General features: G+C 61.1%; 23 protein-coding genes. 11 read left to right on the forward strand and 12 right to left on the reverse strand.

The genetic code is table 11. The features are described 5' to 3' along the window. Positions 1-45: 45 nt before the first annotated feature. A complete protein-coding gene (gene speB / locus EQW76_RS12750; protein WP_142824751.1) occupies positions 46-1,101 on the forward strand; it encodes an agmatinase in 1,056 nt (351 codons plus the stop codon). 68 nt (positions 1,102-1,169) lie between these two features. Here the strand turns inward: speB and EQW76_RS29355 are convergent, their stop codons facing one another. Further along, complete coding sequence (locus tag EQW76_RS29355) at positions 1,170-1,337, reverse strand: Thivi_2564 family membrane protein (RefSeq protein ID WP_111219842.1); 168 nt, start codon at positions 1,335-1,337, stop codon at positions 1,170-1,172. 215 nt (positions 1,338-1,552) lie between these two features. Here EQW76_RS29355 and EQW76_RS12760 point away from each other — a divergent pair, with 215 nt between their 5' ends. Both EQW76_RS12760 and EQW76_RS12765 read left to right on the forward strand, forming a co-directional pair. Continuing rightward, on the forward strand, positions 1,553-1,978 hold the full coding sequence (locus EQW76_RS12760) for a hypothetical protein (RefSeq protein ID WP_224127884.1): 426 nt from the start codon (positions 1,553-1,555) through the stop codon (positions 1,976-1,978). A gap of 128 nt (positions 1,979-2,106) precedes the next feature. After that, the gene (locus tag EQW76_RS12765) at positions 2,107-2,391 is read left to right on the forward strand and encodes a DUF982 domain-containing protein (RefSeq protein ID WP_142824752.1); all 285 of its coding nucleotides are present in this window, start codon (positions 2,107-2,109) and stop codon (positions 2,389-2,391) included. 57 nt (positions 2,392-2,448) lie between these two features. Here EQW76_RS12765 and EQW76_RS12770 read toward each other — a convergent pair whose 3' ends face one another. From EQW76_RS12770 to EQW76_RS12790, 5 genes are all read right to left on the reverse strand, one after another. Next, positions 2,449-4,170, reverse strand: a complete 1,722-nt coding sequence (locus EQW76_RS12770) for an ABC transporter ATP-binding protein (RefSeq protein WP_142824753.1) — start codon at positions 4,168-4,170, stop codon at positions 2,449-2,451. A 105-nt stretch (positions 4,171-4,275) separates the two neighbouring features. Beyond that, on the reverse strand, positions 4,276-5,394 hold the full coding sequence (locus EQW76_RS12775) for a porin (protein WP_142824754.1): 1,119 nt from the start codon (positions 5,392-5,394) through the stop codon (positions 4,276-4,278). Between the two features lie 703 nt (positions 5,395-6,097). Further along, complete coding sequence (locus EQW76_RS12780; RefSeq protein ID WP_142824755.1) at positions 6,098-6,379, reverse strand: CBS domain-containing protein; 282 nt, start codon at positions 6,377-6,379, stop codon at positions 6,098-6,100. A gap of 60 nt (positions 6,380-6,439) precedes the next feature. Beyond that, complete coding sequence (locus EQW76_RS12785) at positions 6,440-7,102, reverse strand: CBS domain-containing protein (protein WP_142824756.1); 663 nt, start codon at positions 7,100-7,102, stop codon at positions 6,440-6,442. 175 nt (positions 7,103-7,277) lie between these two features. After that, positions 7,278-8,438 (reverse strand): M20 aminoacylase family protein, encoded by a 1,161-nt coding sequence (locus EQW76_RS12790; protein WP_142824757.1) that lies wholly within the window; start codon positions 8,436-8,438, stop codon positions 7,278-7,280. 141 nt (positions 8,439-8,579) lie between these two features. On the opposite strand from EQW76_RS12790, the gene EQW76_RS12795 reads away from it, so the two are divergent. Both EQW76_RS12795 and EQW76_RS12800 read left to right on the forward strand, forming a co-directional pair. Next, complete coding sequence (locus tag EQW76_RS12795) at positions 8,580-9,713, forward strand: D-alanyl-D-alanine carboxypeptidase family protein (RefSeq protein ID WP_142824758.1); 1,134 nt, start codon at positions 8,580-8,582, stop codon at positions 9,711-9,713. Positions 9,714-9,726: 13 nt separating this feature from the next. Further along, entirely contained in the window at positions 9,727-10,908 is a 1,182-nt protein-coding gene (locus tag EQW76_RS12800) for a GTP-binding protein (RefSeq protein ID WP_142824759.1), read from the forward strand. On the opposite strand, the gene EQW76_RS12805 is transcribed toward EQW76_RS12800, so the two are convergent. The 5 genes from EQW76_RS12805 to EQW76_RS29360 form a co-directional block, all read right to left on the reverse strand. Then, positions 10,909-11,142, reverse strand: a complete 234-nt coding sequence (locus tag EQW76_RS12805) for a sulfurtransferase TusA family protein (protein WP_224127888.1) — start codon at positions 11,140-11,142, stop codon at positions 10,909-10,911. Beyond that, positions 11,135-12,448 carry a murein L,D-transpeptidase family protein gene (locus tag EQW76_RS12810; protein WP_142824761.1) on the reverse strand — a complete coding sequence of 438 codons (1,314 nt, stop codon included), beginning with the start codon at positions 12,446-12,448 and terminating at the stop codon, positions 11,135-11,137. Before EQW76_RS12810 ends, EQW76_RS12805 begins: the two co-directional genes overlap by 8 nt. A gap of 234 nt (positions 12,449-12,682) precedes the next feature. After that, complete coding sequence (locus tag EQW76_RS12815; RefSeq protein WP_142824762.1) at positions 12,683-13,636, reverse strand: acetyl-CoA carboxylase carboxyltransferase subunit alpha; 954 nt, start codon at positions 13,634-13,636, stop codon at positions 12,683-12,685. Between the two features lie 63 nt (positions 13,637-13,699). Next, on the reverse strand, positions 13,700-14,656 hold the full coding sequence (xerD, locus tag EQW76_RS12820) for a site-specific tyrosine recombinase XerD (protein WP_142824763.1): 957 nt from the start codon (positions 14,654-14,656) through the stop codon (positions 13,700-13,702). After that, complete coding sequence (locus tag EQW76_RS29360) at positions 14,653-14,820, reverse strand: hypothetical protein (RefSeq protein WP_162854752.1); 168 nt, start codon at positions 14,818-14,820, stop codon at positions 14,653-14,655. The genes xerD and EQW76_RS29360 overlap by 4 nt, the downstream gene beginning before the upstream one ends. Positions 14,821-14,970: 150 nt before the next feature. Between EQW76_RS29360 and EQW76_RS12825 the strand changes: the two genes are divergently transcribed. The 3 genes from EQW76_RS12825 to EQW76_RS12835 are packed head-to-tail and all read left to right on the forward strand — an operon-like array spanning position 14,971 to position 17,995. Beyond that, a complete protein-coding gene (locus tag EQW76_RS12825) occupies positions 14,971-15,561 on the forward strand; it encodes a shikimate kinase (RefSeq protein WP_142824764.1) in 591 nt (196 codons plus the stop codon). After that, positions 15,558-16,688: a 3-dehydroquinate synthase gene (aroB, locus tag EQW76_RS12830; RefSeq protein ID WP_142824765.1), complete on the forward strand. Its 1,131-nt coding sequence runs from the start codon at positions 15,558-15,560 to the stop codon at positions 16,686-16,688. Before EQW76_RS12825 ends, aroB begins: the two co-directional genes overlap by 4 nt. Continuing rightward, positions 16,685-17,995: an HlyC/CorC family transporter gene (locus EQW76_RS12835; RefSeq protein ID WP_142824766.1), complete on the forward strand. Its 1,311-nt coding sequence runs from the start codon at positions 16,685-16,687 to the stop codon at positions 17,993-17,995. Before aroB ends, EQW76_RS12835 begins: the two co-directional genes overlap by 4 nt. Before the next feature lie 320 nt (positions 17,996-18,315). Here the strand turns inward: EQW76_RS12835 and EQW76_RS12840 are convergent, their stop codons facing one another. Next, complete coding sequence (locus tag EQW76_RS12840; protein WP_142824767.1) at positions 18,316-18,597, reverse strand: BolA family protein; 282 nt, start codon at positions 18,595-18,597, stop codon at positions 18,316-18,318. A gap of 104 nt (positions 18,598-18,701) precedes the next feature. Between EQW76_RS12840 and EQW76_RS12845 the strand changes: the two genes are divergently transcribed. From EQW76_RS12845 to cobT, 3 genes are all read left to right on the forward strand, one after another. After that, complete coding sequence (locus EQW76_RS12845) at positions 18,702-19,319, forward strand: J domain-containing protein (RefSeq protein WP_142824768.1); 618 nt, start codon at positions 18,702-18,704, stop codon at positions 19,317-19,319. A gap of 312 nt (positions 19,320-19,631) precedes the next feature. Continuing rightward, positions 19,632-20,621, forward strand: a complete 990-nt coding sequence (cobS, locus tag EQW76_RS12850) for a cobaltochelatase subunit CobS (protein ID WP_111220043.1) — start codon at positions 19,632-19,634, stop codon at positions 20,619-20,621. A gap of 44 nt (positions 20,622-20,665) precedes the next feature. Continuing rightward, on the forward strand, positions 20,666-22,564 hold the full coding sequence (gene cobT, locus EQW76_RS12855; protein WP_142824769.1) for a cobaltochelatase subunit CobT: 1,899 nt from the start codon (positions 20,666-20,668) through the stop codon (positions 22,562-22,564). The last annotated feature ends 40 nt before the right edge of the window (positions 22,565-22,604 follow it).

Consider the following 22,604-nt stretch of genomic DNA (forward strand, 5'->3'; position numbering starts at 1 on the left):
GTCGGGCGAGGCAGGCGGGAACAACATCGGGCAGAGGAAGCGGCTATGAGCTGGGACAAGACGAAGCTGGACGCGTTGCGGGCGAAATTCAGCGATGCTGCAGGCGGCGCGATTTTCGACGAAGCGTTTCGCAAGGTCGGCGACAAGATCTTTTCGAAGAGCGGCACCCGGCTGGCGCCCTATTCAGGCCTGCCGACATTCGTCAGTGCGCCTTATCTGCCGGTTTCTGCGGAAGATCCCGATTTCGGCAATCTGCAGGTAGCAATCCTCGGAATTCCGATGGACCTCGGCGTCACCAACCGCCCGGGTTCGCGTTTCGGGCCGCGTGCGCTGCGCACCATCGAGCGGATCGGTCCCTACAATCATGTGCTCGGTACGGCGCCGGTGTTCGATATCCGTGTTGCCGATATCGGCGACGTGCCCTTCCAGAGCCGATACCGGCTGGAGCAGTCGCATGCGGATATCGAGAAGCGCGTCAACCAGATCGTCGATGCCGGCGTCCTGCCCCTATCGGTCGGCGGCGACCATTCGATCAGCCATCCCATCCTGAAAGCCGTCGGCAGGAAGCGGCCGGTAGGAATGATCCATATCGACGCCCACTGCGATACCAGCGGCGCTTTCGACCAGACCAAGTTCCACCATGCCGGGCCTTTCCGAAACGCCGTGCTAGACGGGGTTCTCGATCCGACGCGCACGGTGCAGATCGGCATTCGTGGCTCGGCCGAATATCTTTGGGAATTTTCGTTCGAGTCCGGCATCACGGTCATCCACGCGGAGGACGTGACGGGTCTAGGTATTCCGGCGATCATCGAAAAGGCGAGGGCCATCGTCGGCGACGGGCCGACCTATCTGTCGTTCGACATCGACAGTCTCGACCCGAGCTTTGCGCCGGGAACCGGTACGCCTGAGATCGGCGGCCTGACGACACGCGAGGTGCTGGAGCTGATCCGTGGTTTGAAGGGGATCGATATTGTCGGTGGAGATGTCGTGGAGGTGGCGCCGCAATACGATACGACCACCAATACGGCGCAGGCCGGTGCCCAGGTGCTGTTTGAAATCCTGAGCCTGATGGTGTTCAGCCCGTCACTCGGAGGGCGGTAGGCTTTTATGGGCAGGCTTTGGAAAATCGACGGACACGGGCAATCCCGTATCCGTCGACTGGATCTGGCCTAGAATACCGCGAGGTACTTCAGCAGCGAGATGATGCCGATGATGATCACGATGATCTGCACGATCTGGCGGATGCGAGCCTCGATGGGCAAACGCTGAACAAGCCAAAGCACCAGAATGATCACCAGAAACGTGATCAGAATACCAATCAAAACAGATGAACCCATTATCCCCAACTCCTTGCGTCTTGAATATGCCTTGCGGCCACCTGGCTTAACTATGTAGCCATGTTCATAAGGAAAGGCCGGCAGTTAAATTCGATGCATTTTTGTGCGGGTAGTGCAATAAAGCCTCGGATTGACCATTGATTTTACCGGTTTGCTGCGTCCTTGCCGGCTTTTCGAGTTCAATCGGGCTCCAATTCGTGCCGTGGGGGGTAACTATGCTGAACAGGTTCGTCATCGCTATGTCGGTGTGCATCGCCGGCGCGATTGGCATCGGCGGGTCTTCCCCGGTCCGCGCCGACGCCTACACGGCCTATAGCAACACCGCGTCCAGCATAACCGGTGACATTTCGATGGACGATTTCAGCATCAGTTTTGCCAATGGGGAATCGCTCGATTTCTCGGATCTGGTCAGCGACCATTTCCGTATCGACGGTCACAGGGTTCCAGCATCCGTCTACCGGGTGCAAAACCCTGCCGATCCGGTGCTCGAAAATGGCAACAGGCTGTGTGGCTCCGGCAAGGTCAGCTATATCGCCACCTGGGGCGCTGGCGAGGGGCTTACGGCCGTGGCAGTTTTCACGGGCCACGCCGCTCCCGAGAGTGATGAAGACATGTGCGGTTCCTATATTTACAACGATTGATACAAAATCGCCATTTTCCGAATGGCAGATGCCGGACCGTACCTGCCGTTGCGAAGAGCATCCGGGTGCACGGAACGATAGTCCGTCAGATCGATTGATACGTAGCTTTTGCGTTTTTGGGGGGCGCCATGACGCTTGAGGATAAGCAGTGGTCTGAGAGTTGTTATGTCGAGCGAGACAAGCTCGGCTTCTACATGATCGTCAGTTCCACCCGGCAAGCCATGAACCTGCTCTCCCGCTACTGGCCAGTCAGCGAGGGAGAAGCCTATTTCCATGCGTTGCGGACTTTCGGGCAGGTGATGATGAACAAGTTGCCGCCCGATGACGCCCGCGAAGCATTCCTCGCCGCAGCGGAGGAGGCCGGCGTCTTCGTATCGGATACGCCCCGGCTTCCGAATGTGCCGAAGGTATAGCCAGTCAGGGGCGGTAGACGCTTCCACCTCGCGGTAAACCGGCTCCACTATCAGAAATCAGGCAACCGCCCCGAATTGCGCCTCGTGCAGCCGTGCATAGGGACCCCGGCGTGCGAGCAGCTGCTGGTGCGTACCGTCCTCGACGATGCCGGACGTGCCGACCACGATGATCCGGTCTGCGTTGCGGATTGTTGCCAGGCGGTGGGCGACCACCAGCGTCGTGCGTCCCTCGGACAGCGCCGCGAGAGATTGCTGGATGGCATATTCGGTGGCCGTGTCGAGCGCGGACGTGGCTTCATCGAGGATCAGGATTGGCGGGTTCTTCAGGAAGATGCGGGCAATCGCCAGTCGCTGCTTCTGGCCGCCGGACAGTTTGACGCCGCGCTCGCCGACGCGGGTGGATAGTCCGTCCGGCAGCGACAGGACGAATTCATCCAGCGCTGCCCGCCTCAGCGCATCCATGATTTCGTCGTCGCTGGCGCCAAGGCGTCCATAGGCGATATTGTCGCGGATCGTGCCGCCAAACAGGAAGACATCCTGGGCGACGATGCCGATTTGCGCCCTGAGCGAGGCCTGCGTCATGTCGCGGATGTCCATTCCGTCGATGCTGATGGCGCCGCTGTCGACTTCGTAGAAGCGTGGCAGCAGCGAGCAGATCGTCGTCTTGCCGGCGCCTGACGGGCCAACGAAAGCAATCGTCTCTCCGGCCCTGATCGTCAGGTTCAGCCTGTCGAGAATCCTGCCATTGGCATCATAGCCGAAGCTGACGTCGGTATAGGCGATGTCTCCCTTCAGATGCTCAACCGCAATGGCGTTCGGTCTGTCGGCAATGTCCGGGGCGGTGTCGATCAGTGTCGTGAAGCGCTTGAAGCCGGCGATACCCTTCGGATAGCTTTCCAGCACGGAGGTAATCTTGTCGATCGGCCGGAAGAAGACGTTGACCAGCAGCAGGAAGCCGACGAAGCCGCCATAGCTCAGCTCGCTGCGAATGACGAAATAGGTGCCGGCCACCATCACCAGCAGCTGCACGAACCGGGTGCCGAAATAAGAGAGCGTGAGGCTCGCCGTCATGTAGGCATAGGCATTCAGCTTGGTTGCCTTGTATCCTTCGTTGTTGACGGCGAATAGCGCGCGCTCGTGGTCCTCGTTGGCAAATGCCTTGACGACCCGGATGCCGCCGACGCTCTCGCCGATGCGGGCATTAAACTCGCCGACCTGGCCAAACAGCTTCCGCCAGTTTTCCGTCATCCGGGCGCCATAGCGGCTGACCATCCAGGTCATCACGGGAACGATGACGGTCGTCAGCAGTGCCAGCTTCCAGTGCACGGTAAACATCAGGATGAAGGCGCCGATGAAGGTCATGATGGCGATGAAGACGTCTTCCGGGCCATGGTGGGCGACTTCGCCGACTTCCTCGAGATCCTTGGTGACATGGGCGATCAGGTGCCCGGTCTTGTTATTGTCGAAGAAGCGGAAGCTGAGTTTCTGGATATGGTCGAAAGCCTGGCGACGCATGTCGGTCTCGATGCTGATACCGAGTGCGTGTCCCCAGTAATTGACGACCGCCATGAGGCCGGTATTGATCACGTACACAACCAGCAGCAGCACCGCGACACCGGCAATCAGGCCCCAATCCTGGCCTGGCAGCAGCGTGTCGATGAACAGCTTCATCGCCAGCGGAAACCCGAGTTCCAGAAGGCCAGCAACGACTGCGCAGCCGAAATCGAGATAAAAGAGCTTCTTGTAAGGGGCGTAATAGGAAAAGAACCGGCGCAGCATGGGAAAACTCGCTTGTGGGGCAGGAGGCAATCGACCAGCGGCTTGAACACAGAAAAGGGCCCGAAAGCCGGGCCCTTTGGCAGACGATAGTGAGGGTCTAGCCTATCAGAAACTTCTCTGGAAGCGAAGAATGCCGGCCCAGGCGTCGTTGTTGGTCGAATCCCACTTGGTGTACTCGACTTCCGGCTCGATGGTGAATCCGCCGACCGGCTTGAACTGCAGGTTGGCAGCTGCGGCAAGGATCTTGCTGTCGGTGTAGGCGACCTGGACGTTGCCCTTCAGCTTGTCGTTGATCGGCACGTTGACGCCGCCCCAGACAGCCCAGTCGCCCCAGCCGCAAAGCTCTTCCTTGTTGACGGGGCAGGCGCCATCGGTGACGTAGCCCGAAGCATACTTGTTGAGCTTGTCGCCGTCTGTGTTCCAGCCGCCCATCAGGAATGCCGAAAAGACACCGAAATCGGCATCGACGCGGGCCTTGATAGCGCCTTCCTCGACGATCGAGTCGTAGCCGCCGACAACTTTGAGGCTCCACATGCCGGACTTGTAGCCGAGGCCGGCAACGACATCCGGGGTATAGGTGTCGGCCTTGGAGACCTGCCAGCTGCGGCCATTGCTCTGGACGAAGGAGGAGTCGTAATTTGCGTCGGATGCCGACTGGGAATCCTCGACCGAGACCATCGCGGTGAAGCCATTGCCCGGATCGTAGGTGTAGGTCAGCTGGTTGAGTTCGGTGTTGATCGGTCCGGGGCCGTAGGAAACCACGTCGTCCTGGATGATGTCGCCGGCATAGCCCGTGTAGGACGAGAACTGCGAATCCGCCTTGCCGACGAGGAAGCCGCCGAGGCTGATGTTGGCAAACAGGACCTTGTTGGTGTTGATGCCTTCAGATGATTCGAAGCGGTAGACCATCTCGGTCTTCAGCGCGCCGTATTCGGTGTCAGTTGCGGTATCGACGTTCAGTTCGACGCGCGTATGCCAGAAGGTGCCGATCTTGTGGTCAGGCTGGTAGGCATCGTGCCATTCGCCTTCGGTACGCACCATACCGCCGATCTTGAGGCAGGTTTCCGTGCCTGGAATGTAGAAGTAGCCGGCGCCATAGGCGTCGCAGATGCGAACATATTCAAGGGGTTCCGGTTCGGCGGCGACGATGGCGTCGGCAGCCTTTGCTCCGGAGACGATGGAAAGGGCTGCGGCCGAGCCCAACAGCAATGTGCGAATGTTCATGATCTATCCAATCTGTCGGGATTGGCCGTGGCAGCTGCGCGCAAAACTGTCTGCTGCAACTGCGGCCTATTACATGCTCCACCTGGAACAGCGGCGAATCCCCGCTGAATATAAGCATATCGGGACAACGGAATGTATCAACAGGGATCAGCGTCGATCACGGCGAAGCAGAACTTTCAGCACGCCGAGGTTGCCGAAATGTCACAACTCCAGCCCGCCACCGAGCTTTGCCGGTGCCGGATAGTTTGACGCGCTTACGTCTGGAAATTTTGTAAAAATGGTGTCCACGAGAGGATTCGAACCTCCGACCCCAGGATTCATACCACTTCGGTTTTAACCGCCGCCCGGAGGCGTTCGTGGTCTGGACTGTCCCTTCACCATGGGCCGAGGCCTTTAGGTGCTGCCCATCCAGTCTCTACACCTTCACCGGATTTCTCCGGAGCTTGGCTCGGGATTGGCATGCTGAAAGATCAGCGAAGCGTTCCCCGACTTTGAGCAGATCGACTGCAATCTTTCAAATGCAGCCCCCAATTAATGCAACTAGGAATCCTGTGCTCTATCCTACTGAGCTACGTGGACATAACGGTTTTACCCCGGTCTCCATAACGCAGGCTCAAGCGTGTCGCAACTCATCTTTTGCCGAACTCCATGTTCGGAAGGGCATGCAAAGCCGGGCGCTGCATCGGGACGGGACCGTCTGCCGCTATTCCATGATGTGCAGTTCTGCGCGCCGCATGGCCTTGCCGATGCATCCGTCCGGCTGCAGCGTCATGACGTCGAAGGCGGTGATGGCGCCCGGGAGCTTTCCCGACAGGAGGCACTTCATGGCTATGTCGCGGTCCGTCACGGTGCCGATGATGATGCCTGTCTCGACCACCACCACAATGCTGACGTTCTCCCGCTGCATGATTTCCAGAACGTCGTTGGCGAATGTGCCACGCGTCACGGTCTGCAACGGTTTGTTGCTCTTTTGGGCTTCGTCCATGGTCGTTCCTTGGTATGCCGTCGCAGCCGATCGCTCGGATGTCAGTCCGAACTCGGGTGGTCAGTCCGTCAGCGTCGTGTGGTCGGTGTAGCCGGTCACGCCGTGAACGCTTTCGACGAGCACACGGACGGCTTTTTGCTGCAGGTCCGTCTCAAGCCGCCCGCCGATAGAAACGCGTGCGCCCGATACCGTTACCCTGACGTGGGCGGGGTCGATGCCGAGGTCGTCCTGCAGCCGGGTGGAGATGGCGAGGCGAATTGCCTCATCGCCGGAAGCGACGATATCGAAGGGTGCGTCGATGATCATGCCCAGCAGGTCGCAGCGGCTGACGATGCCGATGAGTTGCCCCTTGTCGAGGATCGGTACGCGCTTGATGCCGTGCGACAGCATGATGCCGGCAATCTCGCGGACATCGGTGTCGGGGGCCGCCGTAATGATATCGCTGCACATCGCATCCCGGACCGACCATCCATGGGTATGCACGTAGTCATCCAGCGAAGGGGGATCGTTTGGCCCCGGCAGGTCGTAGTGCCGATCCTGCGCGCGGACGGCGACGCGACGCAGCAGGTCACCCTCGGTGACGATGCCGATCATTCGTCCGTCGTCGTCGATAACGGGCAGGCCGCTGATGGAGTGAGCGATCATCGAAAGCGCGGCGCTGCGGACGCTCGCGGTGGGTTGGATCGAGATGACACTGGTTGTCATGACGTTCTTGGCGAGCATTTATATTTCTCCCGAGACCTGAAGAGGGCAGGCGACACCGGCTCTGTTGACCGACGTGGCTGACCGAACTCCGGGCACATTAGGGGAGAAAGACGCGATGGCATTGATTTTGATCAATGCCATCGCGGGTATTGGTCACCGTGAATGAGCTTCAGTCGTTACCGCGACCTTGCCGTCACGAACCGAGACGTTGCTCGGCAAGGCGGACCCAGAAGGAAATGCCGTGGGCGATGGCCTCGTCGTTGAAGTCGTAGGCGGCATTGTGCAGGCCGGCGGTGTCGCCGTTGCCGAGGAACAGGAAGGCACCGGGCCGGGCGTTGAGCATGTAGGAAAAATCCTCGCCGCCCATCATCGGATCGACTTCCGCATTGACGTTGGCGTCGCCGGCGATGTCGCGAGCCGCATCGGCCGCATAATCGGTCTCGTTGGCGTGGTTGAATGTCACCGGGTAATTGCGGTTATAGCGGACATCGGCTTCGGCCCCATGGGCGGCAATGATGCCGGCGACGACCTGGCGCAGGCGCTGCTCGGCGAGATCGCGAATGCCGGCATCCAGCGTACGGACAGTGCCGGCGAGCGTCGCTTCGTTAGCGATGGCGTTCTGGGCGAAGCCGGCGTTGAATTTGGTGACGGAAACGACGGCGGAGCCGAGCGGGTCGACGCTGCGCGAGGCGATCATCTGCAGGTTGGTGACGATCTGCGCGCCGATGGCAATGGGGTCGATCGTCGTGTGCGGCATCGCCGCATGGCCGCCCCGGCCCTTGACGACAATGCTGAACTCGTCTGTCGCCGCCATGATCGCACCCTTGCGGATGGCGAACTTGCCGACGGGGATGCCCGGCATATTGTGCATGCCATAGACTTCGGCGATCTTGAAACGGTCCATCATGCCGTCCTCGACCATCAGCTTGCCGCCGGCGCCGCCTTCTTCGGCCGGCTGGAAGATGACGGCGACACTGCCGGTGAAATTGCGTGTTTCCGCCAAATATTTGGCGGCTCCCAGCAGCATGGCGGTGTGGCCGTCATGGCCGCAGGCGTGCATCTTGCCGGGTGTCTTCGATGCCCAGGGCTTGCCGGAAATCTCGGTCATCGGCAAAGCATCCATATCTGCGCGCAGGCCGATGGTGCGACCTTCGCCAGTGCCACGGATGATGCCGACGACGCCGGTGCGGCCGATGCCGGTGACGATCTCGTCGACACCGAAGCTTTTCAGCTTGTCAGTGACGAAGGCGGCGGTCTCCTCGACAGCGTACAGCAAGCCCGGATGGGCGTGGATGTGGCGGCGCCATTCGGTCACTTCGTCCTGCAGTTCCGCTGCTCTGTTCAAGATGGGCATGGTCGATTTTCCTGCTGATCAATCTCTTTGATATGGCGTGGGAAGACGGAAATAAACCGTCGATCACCTTTGCCTTCTCATAGCCATATAGGTTAAATACCTGCGAGGTTCGAGAAAATTCCGGACACTGAAGGACAGACCGTGCCGACGAAGCAGAATTCTTTGTTTGCCGCCTTGCGGCTTTTGCCGGTGGGTGCTGCCGTCACAGCGCTTTTCCTGAGCGGTGCATCCGCAGCCTTTGCAAACCCACACATCCTTGTCGATGTCAGTACCGGCCGCGTGCTGGAGCACGAGGAAGCGTTCCGCAAATGGTATCCCGCGTCGCTGACCAAGCTGATGACGGTCTATACGACGTTTCGCGCCATCCAGGCCGGCCAGATCAGCCTCGACACCCCGGTGGTGATGTCGAAGCACGCCGCTGCCCAGCCTGCCGCCAAGATGTATTTCAAGCCCGGCCAGAAGATGACGCTCGATAATGCGTTGAAGATGATGCTGGTGAAATCGGCCAACGATCTGGCCATGGCTGTTGCCGAGACGGTCGGCGGATCCGAGCAGGGCTTCGTCGCCAAGATGAACGCGGAAGCAGCGCGACTCGGCATGACGAGTTCGCATTTCATCAATCCGAACGGCCTGCCCGGCAAGGGGCAGTACACGACGGCGCGTGATCTCGCGATCGTAACCGTCGCCCTGCGTCGCGAGTTTCCACAGTATGCCGGCTATTTCGCGCTCGAGGGCTTTACCAACGGCGTCAAGCAGGTGCCCAACATCAACTTGCTGATCGGCCGCTACAACGGTGCCGATGGTATGAAGACCGGCTTCATCTGTGCATCCGGCTTCAACCAGATCGCCTCGGCGACGCGCAACGGCCGGACGCTGGTATCCGTCGTGCTCGGCACCAACAGCCTGGCTGAACGCGCCGACATGTCGGCCGACATGCTCGAAAAAGGCTTTACCTCGCAGTTTCCCGGCAACGACACCTTGCAGACATTGAAACCCTATGGTCCCGGCCAGGACCAGGTGGCGGACGTTACCAACGATATCTGCAGCGCCAAGGGCGCGCAGATGCGCAGCGAGACGCGCGACCCGACAGGCCGGATGAAGGTGCTTTCTCCCTATATCCACGAGATGACCCATACCCCCAACTTCACCTATGCCGGGCTGATCGGCGGCGGACCCGATGCGGCGGCCGACAAGGCGTCTGTCGCGAAGAGTTCGCAACAGGTATCCGGCGATGTCGCAGGCATTCCGGTTCCGCAGCCGCGCCCGACCAACTGATCGGACCCAGATCATGAACAGCACGCCTGACAAGGTGCCGGTGTCCATCCTCACCGGCTTTCTCGGCGCCGGCAAGTCGACGCTTCTCAACCGCATCCTGAAGGATCCGGAGATGCGCGACACGGCGGTCGTCATCAACGAATTTGGCGATGTCGGCATCGACCATCTGCTGGTCGAGAGCTCCGGCGACTCTATCATCGAATTGTCCGATGGTTGCCTCTGCTGCACCGTGCGCGGGGAGCTGGTCGATACGCTGGCGATGCTGATGGACCGGATGCAGACCGGCCGCAGCCGCACGCTGCGCCGCGTCGTCATCGAGACGACGGGGCTTGCCGACCCGGCGCCTGTGATGCAGGCGATCATGGGCAATCCCGTCATCGCCCAGAGCTTCGATCTCGACGGCATGGTCACTGTCGTCGATGCCGTCAACGGGCTGCAGACCCTCGACAATCACGAGGAAGCGCGCCGGCAGGTGGCAGTCGCCGACCGGCTGATCATTTCCAAGGGCACCATGGCGGGTGCTGCTTCATCGTCAGCGCTGGAAGCGCGGCTGCGGCTGCTCAACCCGCGCGCCCCGATCGTTGACGGCGACAGCGAGGAGGCTGCCCGCGCCGCCATCCTCGTCAACGGCCTGTACGATCCCGGCTCGAAAATTGCCGATGTCGGCCGCTGGCTGCAGGACGAGATGACCGCCGATGCCCACGATCACGCGCATCACCATGAGCATGAGCATGATCAGGGCCATGGGCATGGTCATCATCACCATGATCACCATCATGGCGACGGGCATCAGCATGGCCATGACGTCAATCGTCACGATGCGTCGATCCGGTCGTTCTCGATTGTCGAGAGCCAGCCGATCGATCCGATGGCGCTGGATATGTTCATCGACCTGCTGCGCTCGGCGCATGGGGAAAAGCTGTTGCGCATGAAGGCCATCGTGGCGCTGAAGGATCGTCCCGAGCGGCCTGTCGTGCTGCATGGCGTCCAGAACATCTTTCACGCGCCGGTGCGACTGCCGGCGTGGCCGGATCCAGCCGACAGGCGGACGCGCATGGTGCTGATCACCAAGGATCTGCCGGAAAGTTTCGTCAAGGACCTGTTCGACGCCTTCCTCGGCAAGCCGCGCATCGACATGCCGGACCGAGAGGCATTGGAAAACAATCCGCTGGCGATCCCGGGAATGCGCCTGTAGTCAACCCTTGCGGATCGTGAAGCGATGGCCGTCCGCCGTGCTGGCGCTGTCCAGCAGCGTATGGCCGTTTTCGTTGCAGAAATGCGGGATGTCGATGATGGCCAGCGGATCGCTGGTCTCGACAGTCAGCACTGCGCCCTGTGGCATCGAAGCCAGTTTTTTCCGGGTCTTCAAAACGGGAAGCGGACATTTCAGTCCGCGCAGGTCATAGGTCCCGGCGTCGAGCCTACTCACTCTTAGACCAGAATTTCCAGAACGGCGGCTTCTTGTCGGAAGGCTGGTCCTGAGCTGTCTCGACCGGGGAGGGGACCTGCGCATAGGCCAGTGGGTTCTGGGCCGGTACCGGCACGGTCGCCGGCAATGTCACGGCTACGGCTGTCGGGGCCAATGTCGCTGCCGGCGCGCTGCCTACCGTCGGCACAGAGGCAGTCGTCATCGGCAGTTGCGCAATGCTACCCTTGGCATTGTGGACGCCCGACGGCATTCCGGCCATGATGGTCGGAGATGTCGTCGGAAGGTTCGACTGGCGAGCCATCAGCGTTTCGAGTTCGGTGACCTTCATGATCTTGCCGGCAGCCAGGGCCGAGCCCGTCGGTGCGTATGCCAGATCGTGGCCGGCACGCTGCTTGGCGACGACCGCCTTGCGCTCGGCTTCGGTCGGGTCGTACCAGGCGGTATCGCTATATTTGCTCATCGCCTTGTCGTAATCGAGCTTGTAGATCTTGTTGTAGGCGACCAGAGCCGACTGCAGGGCAGGCGGCGTGGTCATGGCAGGGCATTTGCCGCTTGCAGTGAAGGGACCGTCGGACTGCTGGTTGAAGACGTATTTCTTCTCGCAGACCTCGACTTCCGGCGGACGCTTGGTCACCTCGAAATCGTCGTACCCGACCTTCAGCATCTTCCAGAAGTCGATATTGGAATTGAGGCGATGGCGGACCATGTTCTCGGCTGTCATGCGGAACGGAAAGGCTTCGAGCTGGATGGTCTTCTGGCCGCCCTTGAAGGCGTCGCGCGCGAAGGCGTAGATTTCGAGAACCTGCTGGTCCGTCATCGAATAGCAGCCGGACGACGAGCAGGCGCCGTGAATCATCAGATTGACGCCGCTGCGGCCGTTGGCGCTGTCGTATTTGTTCGGGAAGCCGGTGTTGATGGCCAGGTAATATTTCGAATTCGGATTAAGGTTGGCCGGCGTCAGGTTGTAGAAACCTTCGGGCGCCTGCCGGTCGCCTTCCTTGACCTTCGGGCCAAGGCGGCCGGACCACGCACAGATCTTGTATTCAGCAATCTTGTCGAAGCGGTTGTCGGTCTTCGCCTTCCAGATCTCCATGACACCCTCTTCCTTGAGGATGCGGATCATGATCGGCGAGTTGCGGTCCATGCCCTTTTTCGCCATTTCGGCGACGATGCGGTCCGGGAGCGGCTGCTCGACCTTGTTCTTGACCTTAGACAGGTCGATCGAGGTTGCTGAATCGAGCGTGTCGTTGCAGCCGGCGAGTGCCAGCGCCATCAGGGAAAGAGAGGCAAGGTAACGAATGCGCATGTGTGACTAAGCCCTAGACGCGAAACGGGTCGGGTGACCCTTATCGCAAACCCATCAAAGGAACCAAAATCATAGGCGTTTATGCTTGACGATTCCTTACCAGCCTATGCATCGGCCGGTGCCCCCAGGCAAGCAATTCTTTGCCCGAGGTTCGTTGGATAACATCAATGTGGCCAAGATTTGGCTTTTTACGGCAGAATTTCGCGCGATTTTCTACGTTTGGACGGGTTTCGCCTAGAGATTGCGGCCCATGGCGAGGAATTTCTGGCGTCGTTCGTTGCGGACCTGCTCGCCGGACAGACCAGAAAACTCACCGAGCGCTGTCGCGATGACGTTGCCGGTCGAGGCGATTGCGGCTTGCGGATCGCGGTGCGCGCCGCCGAGCGGCTCGGGAATGATGCCGTCGATGACACCGAAGGCTTTCAGGTCCTCGGCCGTGATCTTCATGTTTGTGGCAGCTTCCTTCGCACGGGCGGAATCCCGCCAGAGGATGGAGGCCGCACCTTCGGGCGAGATGACGCTGTAGATCGAATGTTCCAGCATGTAGACGCGGTTGCCGGTGGCAATCGCGATGGCGCCGCCAGACCCGCCTTCGCCAACGATGACCGAGATGATCGGCACCTTGAGGCCGAGACACATTTCCGTCGAGCGGGCGATGGCTTCCGCCTGTCCACGCTCTTCGGCACCGACGCCGGGATAGGCGCCTGCGGTATCGACGAGGGTGATGACCGGCAAGCCGAAGCGATCCGCCATCTCGAGTACGCGGATGGCCTTGCGGTAGCCCTCGGGCCGGGCGCTGCCGAAGTTGTGTTTCAGCCGCATCTTGGTATCGCTGCCCTTTTCCTGGCCGATGACAGCAACAGGCTGGCCACGGAAGCGCGCGAGGCCGGCCTGGATGGCGGCGTCCTCGGAAAATTTCCGGTCGCCGGCCAGAGGCGTGAATTCCTCGAACAAGGCTGCAGAATAATCGATGAAATGCGGTCGCTGCGGATGGCGCGCGACCTGCGTCTTCTGCCAGGCATTGAGCTTGGAGTAGATCTCGAGCGTTGCTTCGTGGACGCGGCCTTCTAGCCTGTTCACCTCATCGGAAGTGTCGATGCTTTCGTCTTCCAGGGCCAGCTTCTTCAGCTCGTGGATCTTGCCCTCGAGGTCCGAGATGGGCTTTTCGAAATCGAGATATTGGTGCATGAGGGGCGTTTCCGTTCCTTTTGCGCGGGCGGGGTTGTCAGGCTCCGGCCTTTGTTGCCGGTCCTAATCCTGCTTTTTCGCCTGTTTGGCAAGGGGGTGGTGCGTTTGCACCAGTTGGTGAAGGCGTTCTTCCAGCACATGGGTATAGATCTGCGTGGTGGAAATGTCCGAATGGCCAAGCAGTTCCTGCACCACGCGCAGATCGGCGCCGTTGGCAAGAAGATGGCTGGCAAAGGCATGCCGCAGCACGTGCGGCGATATCAGCGATGGCGTCAGGCCGGCGCGGATGGCGAGGTCCTTGAGGTCGCGGGCAAACACCTGGCGCGGCAGATAGCCTTCCTTCGAAGAGGATGGAAACAGCCACGGACTTTCCGGTGGTGGCTCCTTGGCGGCGGCCTCCTGCGCAAGGCGCATCTGTCCATAGGCCTTCATCGCCGATATGGCCGAGTGCGACAGCGGCACCATGCGCTCCTTGTTGCCCTTGCCGCGGATCATCAGGAAGCGGCCTTCGTGGTCCAGTACCTTGGCGGAAAGCGAGACAAGTTCGCTGACGCGCATGCCGGTCGCATAGAGGAGTTCCAGCAGCGCCAGCATCCGCACGCGCTGCAGCTTGTTCGGCCCGTCCAGTTCGGCTTCGGTTTCAGCCTGCGCCAGAAGGCGGCTGACCTCTTCGACGCCCATGATCTTTGGCAGTGCGCGGCCCTTTTTAGGCGCATCGAGAATACCGGTCGGGTCGTCGGTGCGCAGCCCTTCGGCATAGAGAAACTTGTAGAACTGCCGCATCGCCGACAGGCGGCGGGCCTGCGAGGATGCCTTGAAGCCCTGGTTCGAGAGGCCTGTGAGATAGGCACCGAGATCGGTGGACGCCGCCTCCGTCATTCGGACGGCACGGGCCTTGAGGAAGCCGTGCAGGTCGTCGAGATCGTGCTGATAGGACGACAGCGTGTTGAGCGCCGCACCGCGCTCGGCGCTCATCATTTCGAGGAAAGCTTCCATGTGGGCGCGTCCGAGATCTCTCATGGCTTGATCGTGCCTGTCGATGGCGGATTGAGCTTTTCGGCCGGGATGCGGATTGTGATATCGCGCGGCTTAGGCTCGACGAAAACGGCCAGTGCCCACATCGCTCCATAGACCGTCCCCGCTATCACCGCGCAGAAAACAAGGAAGCGAAACAGTGTGGGCATGCAGTCTCCTGGGTGTGCGGCAAGAGGCCAAGGGCATTTCGGCAAGGCCAGCGTTAGCGAAGATGTATTGCAGAGGTGTTTATACTGCGGCGACTTGACGCTATGGGCGCATTTGACGATACCCTTTGCAAACAATTTATGAATGGCCCGATGTGTGAACCTGTCCTAACCCTTGCGCAAAGCCTCAAAGACAGAGCCCGAGCGGCGCTCGGTCAGCGCAATCTTATCCTCGTCGGTCTTATGGGTGCCGGCAAAACCTCGATAGGTCGGCTCGTTGCAACCCATCTCGCAATTCCCTTCGTCGATGCCGATGCCGAGATCGAGCGGGTGTCGCGAATGACCATATCCGAACTGTTTACGGCCTATGGAGAAGAAGAGTTTCGGTCGCTCGAAACGCGGGTGATCAAGAGACTGCTGAAAGGCGGCCCGCGTGTCGTCTCGACCGGCGGCGGTGCTTTCGTCAACGATCGCACCCGCTGGCATATCAAGCGCAAAGGCCTCTCGATATGGCTGAAGGCCGATCTTGACGTGCTCTGGGAGCGCGTCAACAAGCGCGATAGTAGGCCGCTGTTGAAGACCGGGGATCCCAAGGCGACGCTCGAGGGCCTGATGAAGGCGCGTTATCCGATCTATGCGGAGGCTGATCTCACCGTCATGTCGCGCGATGTCCACAAGGATATCATCGCCCGTGACGTGCTGGCGGCGATCCTCCGCACAAGCCAGGAAAGTAAAGTATCATGAGTGCCATTCCTGACGTGTCCGAGCGTCTCGTCCACGTGCCGCTCGGCGAACGGGCCTACGATATCCTGATCGGCCCCGGCCTGATCGCGCGCGCCGGTGCGGAGATTACCGCGCGCCTTAGGGGTCGGCGGGCTGCCGTCATCACCGACGAAAATGTCGGTCCGCTGTATCTCGCCGCCCTGACAGCCAGCCTCGAGGCTGCTGGCATCGCTGTTGCCAGCCTGGTGCTGCCGGCCGGCGAGAAGACAAAGAGCTTCGAGCCGCTGATGACGGTCTGCGACGCGGTGCTGGAAGCCCGCGTCGAGCGTAACGACATGGTGATCGCGCTCGGTGGCGGCGTCATCGGCGATCTCGCCGGCTTTGCAGCCGGTATCGTCCGGCGTGGCGTGCGCTTCGTTCAGGTGCCGACCTCGCTGCTGTCGCAGGTGGATTCCTCCGTCGGCGGCAAGACCGGCATCAACACCCGCCAGGGCAAGAACCTCGTCGGCGTCTTTCACCAGGCGGACCTCGTGCTGGCCGACAGCGACGTGCTGAATACGTTGAGCGAACGGGAATTCCGGGCCGGATATGCCGAAGTCGCGAAATACGGGCTGATCGACAAGCCGGACTTCTTTGCCTGGCTCGAGGCCAACTGGCGTGACGTGTTTGCCGGCGGCCCGTCCCGCATCGAGGCTATTGCCGCCAGTTGCCAGGCGAAGTCCGATGTGGTGGTGGCCGACGAGCACGAAAACGGCGCGCGGGCGCTGCTCAATCTCGGACATACCTTCGGCCACGCGCTGGAAGCGACCACGAATTACGACAGCAGCCGGCTGGTGCACGGCGAGGGCGTCTCCATCGGCATGGTGCTCGCCCATCGGTTTTCCGCCCGGCTCAATCTGGCGAGCCCCGACGATGCGACCCGGGTCGAGGCACATCTGAAGGCGGTCGGCCTGCCGACGCGCATGAGCGATATCCCGGGCGCCTTGCCACCAGCAGAGATGCTGATGAAAGCCATCGGCCAGGACAAGAAGGTAAAGAGCGGCAAGCTGACCTTCATCCTCACGCACGGCGTCGGCCAGGCCTTCGTCGCCGACGATGTTCCCTCTTCGGAAGTGCTGAGCTTCCTCAAGGAAAATCACCCGCAATGACCATCGAAGGCACATTCGCAGCACTTGCGGAATATTGGCCGCAGTTCCTGTCCATCGTCCTGCTCGTTCTGGTCTCGGCCTTCTTTTCCGGTTCCGAAACGGCGCTGACGGCGGCATCGCGCAGCCGCATGCATACGCTCGAGGCCAATGGCGAGATCCGTGCTGCTGTCGTCAACGGGCTGATCGAGCGTCGTGACCGGCTGATCGGGGCGCTGCTGATCGGCAACAATCTTGCCAACATCCTGTCTTCGTCGATTGCCACCAGCCTGTTCCTCGGGCTGTTCGGCAGCTCGGGCGTGGCACTGGCCACCCTGGCGATGACCGTCATCCTGGTCATTTTCGCCGAAGTCCTGCCAAAGAGCTGGGCGATCTCGGCACCGGACCGTTTCGCGCTCTATGTCGCGCCGATGGTCAAGCTGTTCGTGGCGGTGGTCGGGCCGCTGTCGAGCGTCGTCAATGTCATCGTCCGGCAGATCCTGGCGCTGTTCGGCATCAACCTTTCCAAGGAAGTGTCGATGCTGTCGGCCCACGAGGAACTGCGCGGCGCCGTCGACTTCCTGCACCGCGAGGGATCGGTGGTGAAGGCCGACCGCGACCGTCTCGGCGGCGTCCTCGACCTCAGCGAACTCGAACTGTCCGACATCATGGTTCACCGCACGTCGATGCGGGCCGTCAACGCCGACGACGCGCCGGAGGCGGTGGTCCGCACCATGCTGGAAAGCCCTTATACGCGCATGCCTCTATGGCGCGGGACGACCGACAATATCATTGGCGTCATCCATGCCAAGGACCTGCTGCGGGCGCTGGCAGAGCCGAACGTCGAGCCGGAGAACCTCGATGTCGCCAAGATCGCGCAAAAGCCGTGGTTCGTGCCCGATAGCACCAATCTCGAGGACCAGCTGAACGCCTTTCTGCGGCGCAAGCAGCATTTTGCAGTGGTCGTCGACGAATATGGCGAGGTGCAGGGCATCGTCACCCTGGAGGATATCCTCGAAGAGATCGTCGGTGACATCGCCGACGAGCACGATCTCGATATCCAGGGCGTGCGGCAGGAGGCGGACGGCTCGATCGTCGTCGATGGCGTGGTGCCGATCCGCGATCTCAACAGGGCCCTCGACTGGAACCTGCCGGACGAGGAGGCAACGACGATCGCCGGCCTGGTCATCCACGAATCCATGACCATCCCCGAGGAACGCCAGGCCTTCACCTTCTACGGCAAGCGCTTCATTGTCATGAAGCGCGAGAAGAACAGGATTACCAAGCTGCGCATCCGGCCGGCTGAGGCGGCAGATACGGATCCTGTGTAGGGCTGAGGCGGGCTTAGTCGCCGTCCGATGGCGGCGTTGCTGCTATCTGCAGCACCTTGGACGTCGATTTGATAACGCGACAAAACTCACCTCCCTCATCCCTGTGCTTGTCACAGGGATCCAGCCGTGGCGCGTCTGCGCGGCGAGAAGATGCACTTAAGTTGAGAGAGTTCTGTCGCGCCCAAGGACTTGGGCGCACTGGATTCCTGTGACGAGCACAGAAATGAGGGCGGAGAGAGTGGCGCTCTAACTTTGGCTGTAACCCCGCCTCTGAAGCGCGACGCTGGTTCATCAGCCGGCTGCTAGAACCCCGGCCAGACCTACCAGGCGATCTCTTCACCCGGTGCTGCGGGCTCGATGGCCAAGGCGTGGAGGCCGGCGTCTAGTTCGGGTTTCAGGAGGGCGGTGATGGCGCGGTGGCGGGCGAGGCGGGGCATGCCGGCGAATTTTTGGGACACGATGCGAACCCGCATGTGGGTTTCCCCGGCGCCGGTGATGTCGGGATGGTGGCCGGCGTGGAGATGGCTTTCGTTGATGACGGCAAGGCGCTCGGGCGCGAAATTCTGCGTCAGCGTTTCTTCGATGCGCGATTGAACGGTCATGATCTGCAGCCTGCTTCGGTTTCAAGAAAACGGATCACAAAGCCTGCAAGATTCCGGTTTGTCAATTCTTGTTGTAGGCCGCCGGACGTCCCATAATTAGCCCCATGGGACTAGACTCAAAATTCTTCGATGGCATCCGGACACGCCGTAGAAAGGTACCGGACGAGACGCCTGCCGACCCCATCTGCACATGGGACGGCTGCGAGAAGAAGGGTGTGCATCGCGCGCCGGTCGGCCGCAATGCCGAAGGCAAATTCTTCCTGTTCTGCTTCGAGCACGTCCGCGAGTACAACAAGGGCTATAATTACTTCTCAGGCCTGTCGGACAGCGAGATCGCCCGCTACCAGAAGGAGGCGATCACCGGTCACCGCCCGACCTGGAGCGTCGGCGTCAACAAGGCAGCGCGCAACAGCCCGCTGCATTCCGAGGTCCGCTCCGGCGCCCACCCGAGGATGCGCGATCCGTTCGGCTTCGTGGCGGAAGGGCTCGGTCGGGGACCCCGTTTCGAAGCGCCAGCGCGCAAGTTGAAAACACTGGAGGCCAAGGCCTTCGACACGATGGATTTGACCTTCGGCGCCACGGCGACCGAGATCAAGAGCCGCTACAAGCAACTCGTCAAGAAACACCATCCGGATGCCAATGGCGGTGACCGGGGCTCCGAAGACCGCTTCCGGGCCGTCGTCCAGGCCTATCAATTGTTGAAGCAGAACGGTTTTTGTTAATCCGTCTCCTTGAGTTCGAAATGGGATGAGGTATGGTCCAGATCGACCGGGACAGCCGGGCGGCCAAGGCGTGATCCCGCGCGTTTGTCGCTGCGATCTCCGGTCGACACTCCGGGCGCGGCGTTTCTTGTCCGGGACTTTGCTTGTCATGCTCTCCGGCGCAGCCCGGTCGCACAGAGATTTCGCTTTAGTCCCGGAGAAGAATCGCCGTCGTCTTGACCATTCGAGATGAGCGGCCATCTTCGGTGGCGAAGCAGTCGCGACAAAGAACATGCAATGCGGCCGGGTGCGATCACCCGCCTTGGAGACATGATGAGTAAGATTGACGTTGATATCTCGCAGCTGCCCGACACCACGGTTTCGCTGCGCGAAGCCTTCGGTATTGATTCCGACATGCGCGTGCCGGCCTACAGCAAGGGCGACGCCTATGTTCCGGACTTCGATTCGGACTACCTCTTCGACCGCGACACGACGCTCGCCATCGTCGCCGGCTTCGCGCATAACCGGCGCGTGATGATTTCGGGCTACCACGGCACGGGCAAATCGTCGCATATCGAGCAGGTCGCCGCGCGCCTCAACTGGCCCTGCGTGCGTATCAACCTCGACAGCCATGTCAGCCGTATCGACCTTGTCGGCAAGGATGCCATTGTCGTTAAGGACGGCATGCAGATCACCGAGTTCAAGGACGGCATCCTGCCCTGGGCCTACCAGCATAATGTCGCGCTCGTGTTCGACGAATACGATGCTGGGCGCCCGGACGTGATGTTCGTCATTCAGCGCGTGCTGGAATCGTCGGGTCGCCTGACGCTTCTCGACCAGAGCCGCGTCATCCGCCCGCATCCCGCCTTCCGCCTGTTTGCCACCGCCAACACCATCGGCCTCGGCGACACGACGGGCCTTTATCACGGCACGCAGCAGATCAACCAGGCGCAGATGGACCGCTGGTCGATCGTCTCGACGCTGAACTACCTGCCGCACGAGCAGGAAGTGAACATCGTCGCCGCCAAGGTCAAATCCTTCCGCACGACGGCCGGCCGCGAGACCGTTTCGAAGATGGTACGGGTTGCCGACCTGACGCGCGCTGCCTTCATGAACGGCGACCTGTCGACCGTGATGAGCCCGCGTACCGTCATCACCTGGGCTGAGAACGCCGAGATTTTCGGTGATGTCGCCTTCGCCTTCCGCGTCACGTTCCTCAACAAGTGCGACGAGCTTGAGCGTCCGCTGGTGGCCGAGCACTATCAGCGCGCCTTCGGCGTCGAGCTGAAGGAAAGCGCCGCCAACATCGTTCTCGAGGCCTAGAGCATTTCATGCTCGACATGATAGCTCGGAAAGACTGAAGTCATATGGCAGGTCGTGGAGACAATCTGAAGGGCAAGCCCGGCACGCAGGTCGATATGGAGCCGTTGCGCCGGGCGATCACCGGCTGCGTGCGCTCGATTGCCGGCGACGGCGAAGTCGAGGTGACGTTTGCCAACGAACGTCCGGGCATGAGCGGCGAGCGCATCCGCCTGCCAGAAATGTCGAAGCGGCCAACGCTGCATGAGCTTGCCGTTACCCGCGGGCTCGGCGATTCCATGGCGCTGCGTCTTGCCTGCCACGATGCGCGCGTTCATGCGACGATGGCGCCGCAGGGCACCGACGCCCGCACCATCTTCGATGCCGTCGAGCAGGCGCGCGTTGAATCGATCGGGACGTTGCGGATGGATGGCGTCGCCGCCAACATCTACTCCATGAATACCGAGAAATATGCCAAGGCGAACTTTGCCGGTGTCGAGCGTCAGGAAGATGCGCCGCTCGGCGAAGCCATGGCGATGATCATCCGCGAGAAGCTGACCGGCCAGAAGCCGCCGGAAAGCGCTGGAAAGGTGCTCGATCTCTGGCGTCCGTTCATCGAGGAAAAGACCGCCGGCGCTCTGGATGCGCTGCCGGCTGCGATCAACGACCAGCAGGCCTTTGCCCGCGCCATGCGCCACGTCCTCTCAGCCATGGAAATGGCCGAGGACTACGGCGACGACGAGACCGAGCAGAACGACGAGGACAGCACCTCCGAGGAAGACCAGCCACGCAGCGACGAGCAGGACCAGGACGAGGTCGACGAAGATGCCGGCGCTGACGCCGCGCCCGCTGAAGACAGCGAGCAGGCCGACGAGCAGATGGACGACGGCGAGATGGACGGCGCGGAGATTTCCGACGACGACATGACCGACGAGGGCGAGGACGATTCCGAAACGCCCGGCGAGACGCGCCGCCCGAACACTCCTTTCTCCGATTTCAACGAAAAGGTCGACTATCACGTCTTCACCGAGGATTTCGACGAGACCATCAGCGCGTCGGAGCTTTGCGATGCCTCCGAACTGGAGCGGTTGCGGGCGTTTCTCGACAAGCAGCTGGCCCATCTTCAGGGTGCCGTCGGACGCCTCGCCAATCGGATGCAGCGCCGCCTGATGGCGCAGCAGAACCGGTCGTGGGATTTCGACCTGGAAGAGGGCTATCTCGACCCCGCCCGCCTGACGCGGATGATCATCGACCCGATGCAGCCGCTGTCGTTCAAGATGGAACGCGACACGCAGTTCCGCGATACGGTGGTGACGCTGCTGATCGACAATTCCGGCTCGATGCGCGGACGGCCGATCACGGTTGCCGCCACTTGCGCCGATATCCTGGCGCGTACGCTGGAGCGCTGCGGCGTCAAGGTCGAGATCCTCGGCTTCACGACCAAGGCCTGGAAGGGCGGGCAGTCCCGCGAGACATGGCTTGCCGGCGGCAAGCCGCAGACGCCGGGCCGCCTCAACGACCTGCGCCACATTATCTACAAGTCGGCTGACGAGCCGCTACGCCGGGCGCGCAACAATCTCGGCCTGATGATGCGCGAAGGGTTGCTGAAGGAAAATATCGACGGCGAGGCGTTGATCTGGGCGCATAACCGGCTGCTGGCGCGGCGCGAGCAGCGCAAGATCCTGATGATGATCTCGGATGGTGCGCCCGTCGACGATTCGACGCTGTCGGTCAATCCGGGCAATTATCTGGAGCGCCACCTGCGCGCCGTCATCGAGCAGATCGAGACCCGTTCGCCTGTCGAACTTCTCGCCATCGGCATCGGCCACGACGTGACACGCTATTATCGTCGCGCCGTCACGATCGTCGATGCCGACGAACTGGCCGGCGCCATGACGGAGCAGCTGGCATCGCTGTTCGAAGACCAGACGCAGCTGCGCGGTAGCCGGCGGCGCCGGGCTGGCTGACAACGCGCCGCCGGTTTTCGCCGACGGCTGTTTCCTGATA

The organism is Rhizobium sp. rho-13.1, from assembly GCF_007000305.1.
GTDB classification, from domain to species: Bacteria; Pseudomonadota; Alphaproteobacteria; order Rhizobiales; family Rhizobiaceae; genus Rhizobium; species Rhizobium rhododendri.

Coding starts and splice junctions, on each gene's coding strand:
- EQW76_RS12825 (WP_142824764.1), top strand. CDS start 14,971: ATGTGTGAACCTGTCCTAACCCTTGCGCAAAGCCTCAAAGACAGAGCC.
- EQW76_RS12780 (WP_142824755.1), bottom strand. CDS start 6,379: ATGGACGAAGCCCAAAAGAGCAACAAACCGTTGCAGACCGTGACGCGT.
- EQW76_RS12845 (WP_142824768.1), top strand. CDS start 18,702: ATGGGACTAGACTCAAAATTCTTCGATGGCATCCGGACACGCCGTAGA.
- EQW76_RS12775 (WP_142824754.1), bottom strand. CDS start 5,394: ATGAACATTCGCACATTGCTGTTGGGCTCGGCCGCAGCCCTTTCCATC.
- cobT (WP_142824769.1), top strand. CDS start 20,666: ATGGCAGGTCGTGGAGACAATCTGAAGGGCAAGCCCGGCACGCAGGTC.
- EQW76_RS12800 (WP_142824759.1), top strand. CDS start 9,727: ATGAACAGCACGCCTGACAAGGTGCCGGTGTCCATCCTCACCGGCTTT.
- EQW76_RS12840 (WP_142824767.1), bottom strand. CDS start 18,597: ATGACCGTTCAATCGCGCATCGAAGAAACGCTGACGCAGAATTTCGCG.
- xerD (WP_142824763.1), bottom strand. CDS start 14,656: ATGAGAGATCTCGGACGCGCCCACATGGAAGCTTTCCTCGAAATGATG.
- EQW76_RS12790 (WP_142824757.1), bottom strand. CDS start 8,438: ATGCCCATCTTGAACAGAGCAGCGGAACTGCAGGACGAAGTGACCGAA.
- EQW76_RS29355 (WP_111219842.1), bottom strand. CDS start 1,337: ATGGGTTCATCTGTTTTGATTGGTATTCTGATCACGTTTCTGGTGATC.
- EQW76_RS12815 (WP_142824762.1), bottom strand. CDS start 13,636: ATGCACCAATATCTCGATTTCGAAAAGCCCATCTCGGACCTCGAGGGC.
- EQW76_RS12760 (WP_224127884.1), top strand. CDS start 1,553: ATGCTGAACAGGTTCGTCATCGCTATGTCGGTGTGCATCGCCGGCGCG.
- EQW76_RS29360 (WP_162854752.1), bottom strand. CDS start 14,820: ATGCCCACACTGTTTCGCTTCCTTGTTTTCTGCGCGGTGATAGCGGGG.
- EQW76_RS12785 (WP_142824756.1), bottom strand. CDS start 7,102: ATGCTCGCCAAGAACGTCATGACAACCAGTGTCATCTCGATCCAACCC.
- EQW76_RS12770 (WP_142824753.1), bottom strand. CDS start 4,170: ATGCTGCGCCGGTTCTTTTCCTATTACGCCCCTTACAAGAAGCTCTTT.
- EQW76_RS12835 (WP_142824766.1), top strand. CDS start 16,685: ATGACCATCGAAGGCACATTCGCAGCACTTGCGGAATATTGGCCGCAG.
- aroB (WP_142824765.1), top strand. CDS start 15,558: ATGAGTGCCATTCCTGACGTGTCCGAGCGTCTCGTCCACGTGCCGCTC.
- EQW76_RS12810 (WP_142824761.1), bottom strand. CDS start 12,448: ATGCGCATTCGTTACCTTGCCTCTCTTTCCCTGATGGCGCTGGCACTC.
- cobS (WP_111220043.1), top strand. CDS start 19,632: ATGAGTAAGATTGACGTTGATATCTCGCAGCTGCCCGACACCACGGTT.
- EQW76_RS12765 (WP_142824752.1), top strand. CDS start 2,107: ATGACGCTTGAGGATAAGCAGTGGTCTGAGAGTTGTTATGTCGAGCGA.
- speB (WP_142824751.1), top strand. CDS start 46: ATGAGCTGGGACAAGACGAAGCTGGACGCGTTGCGGGCGAAATTCAGC.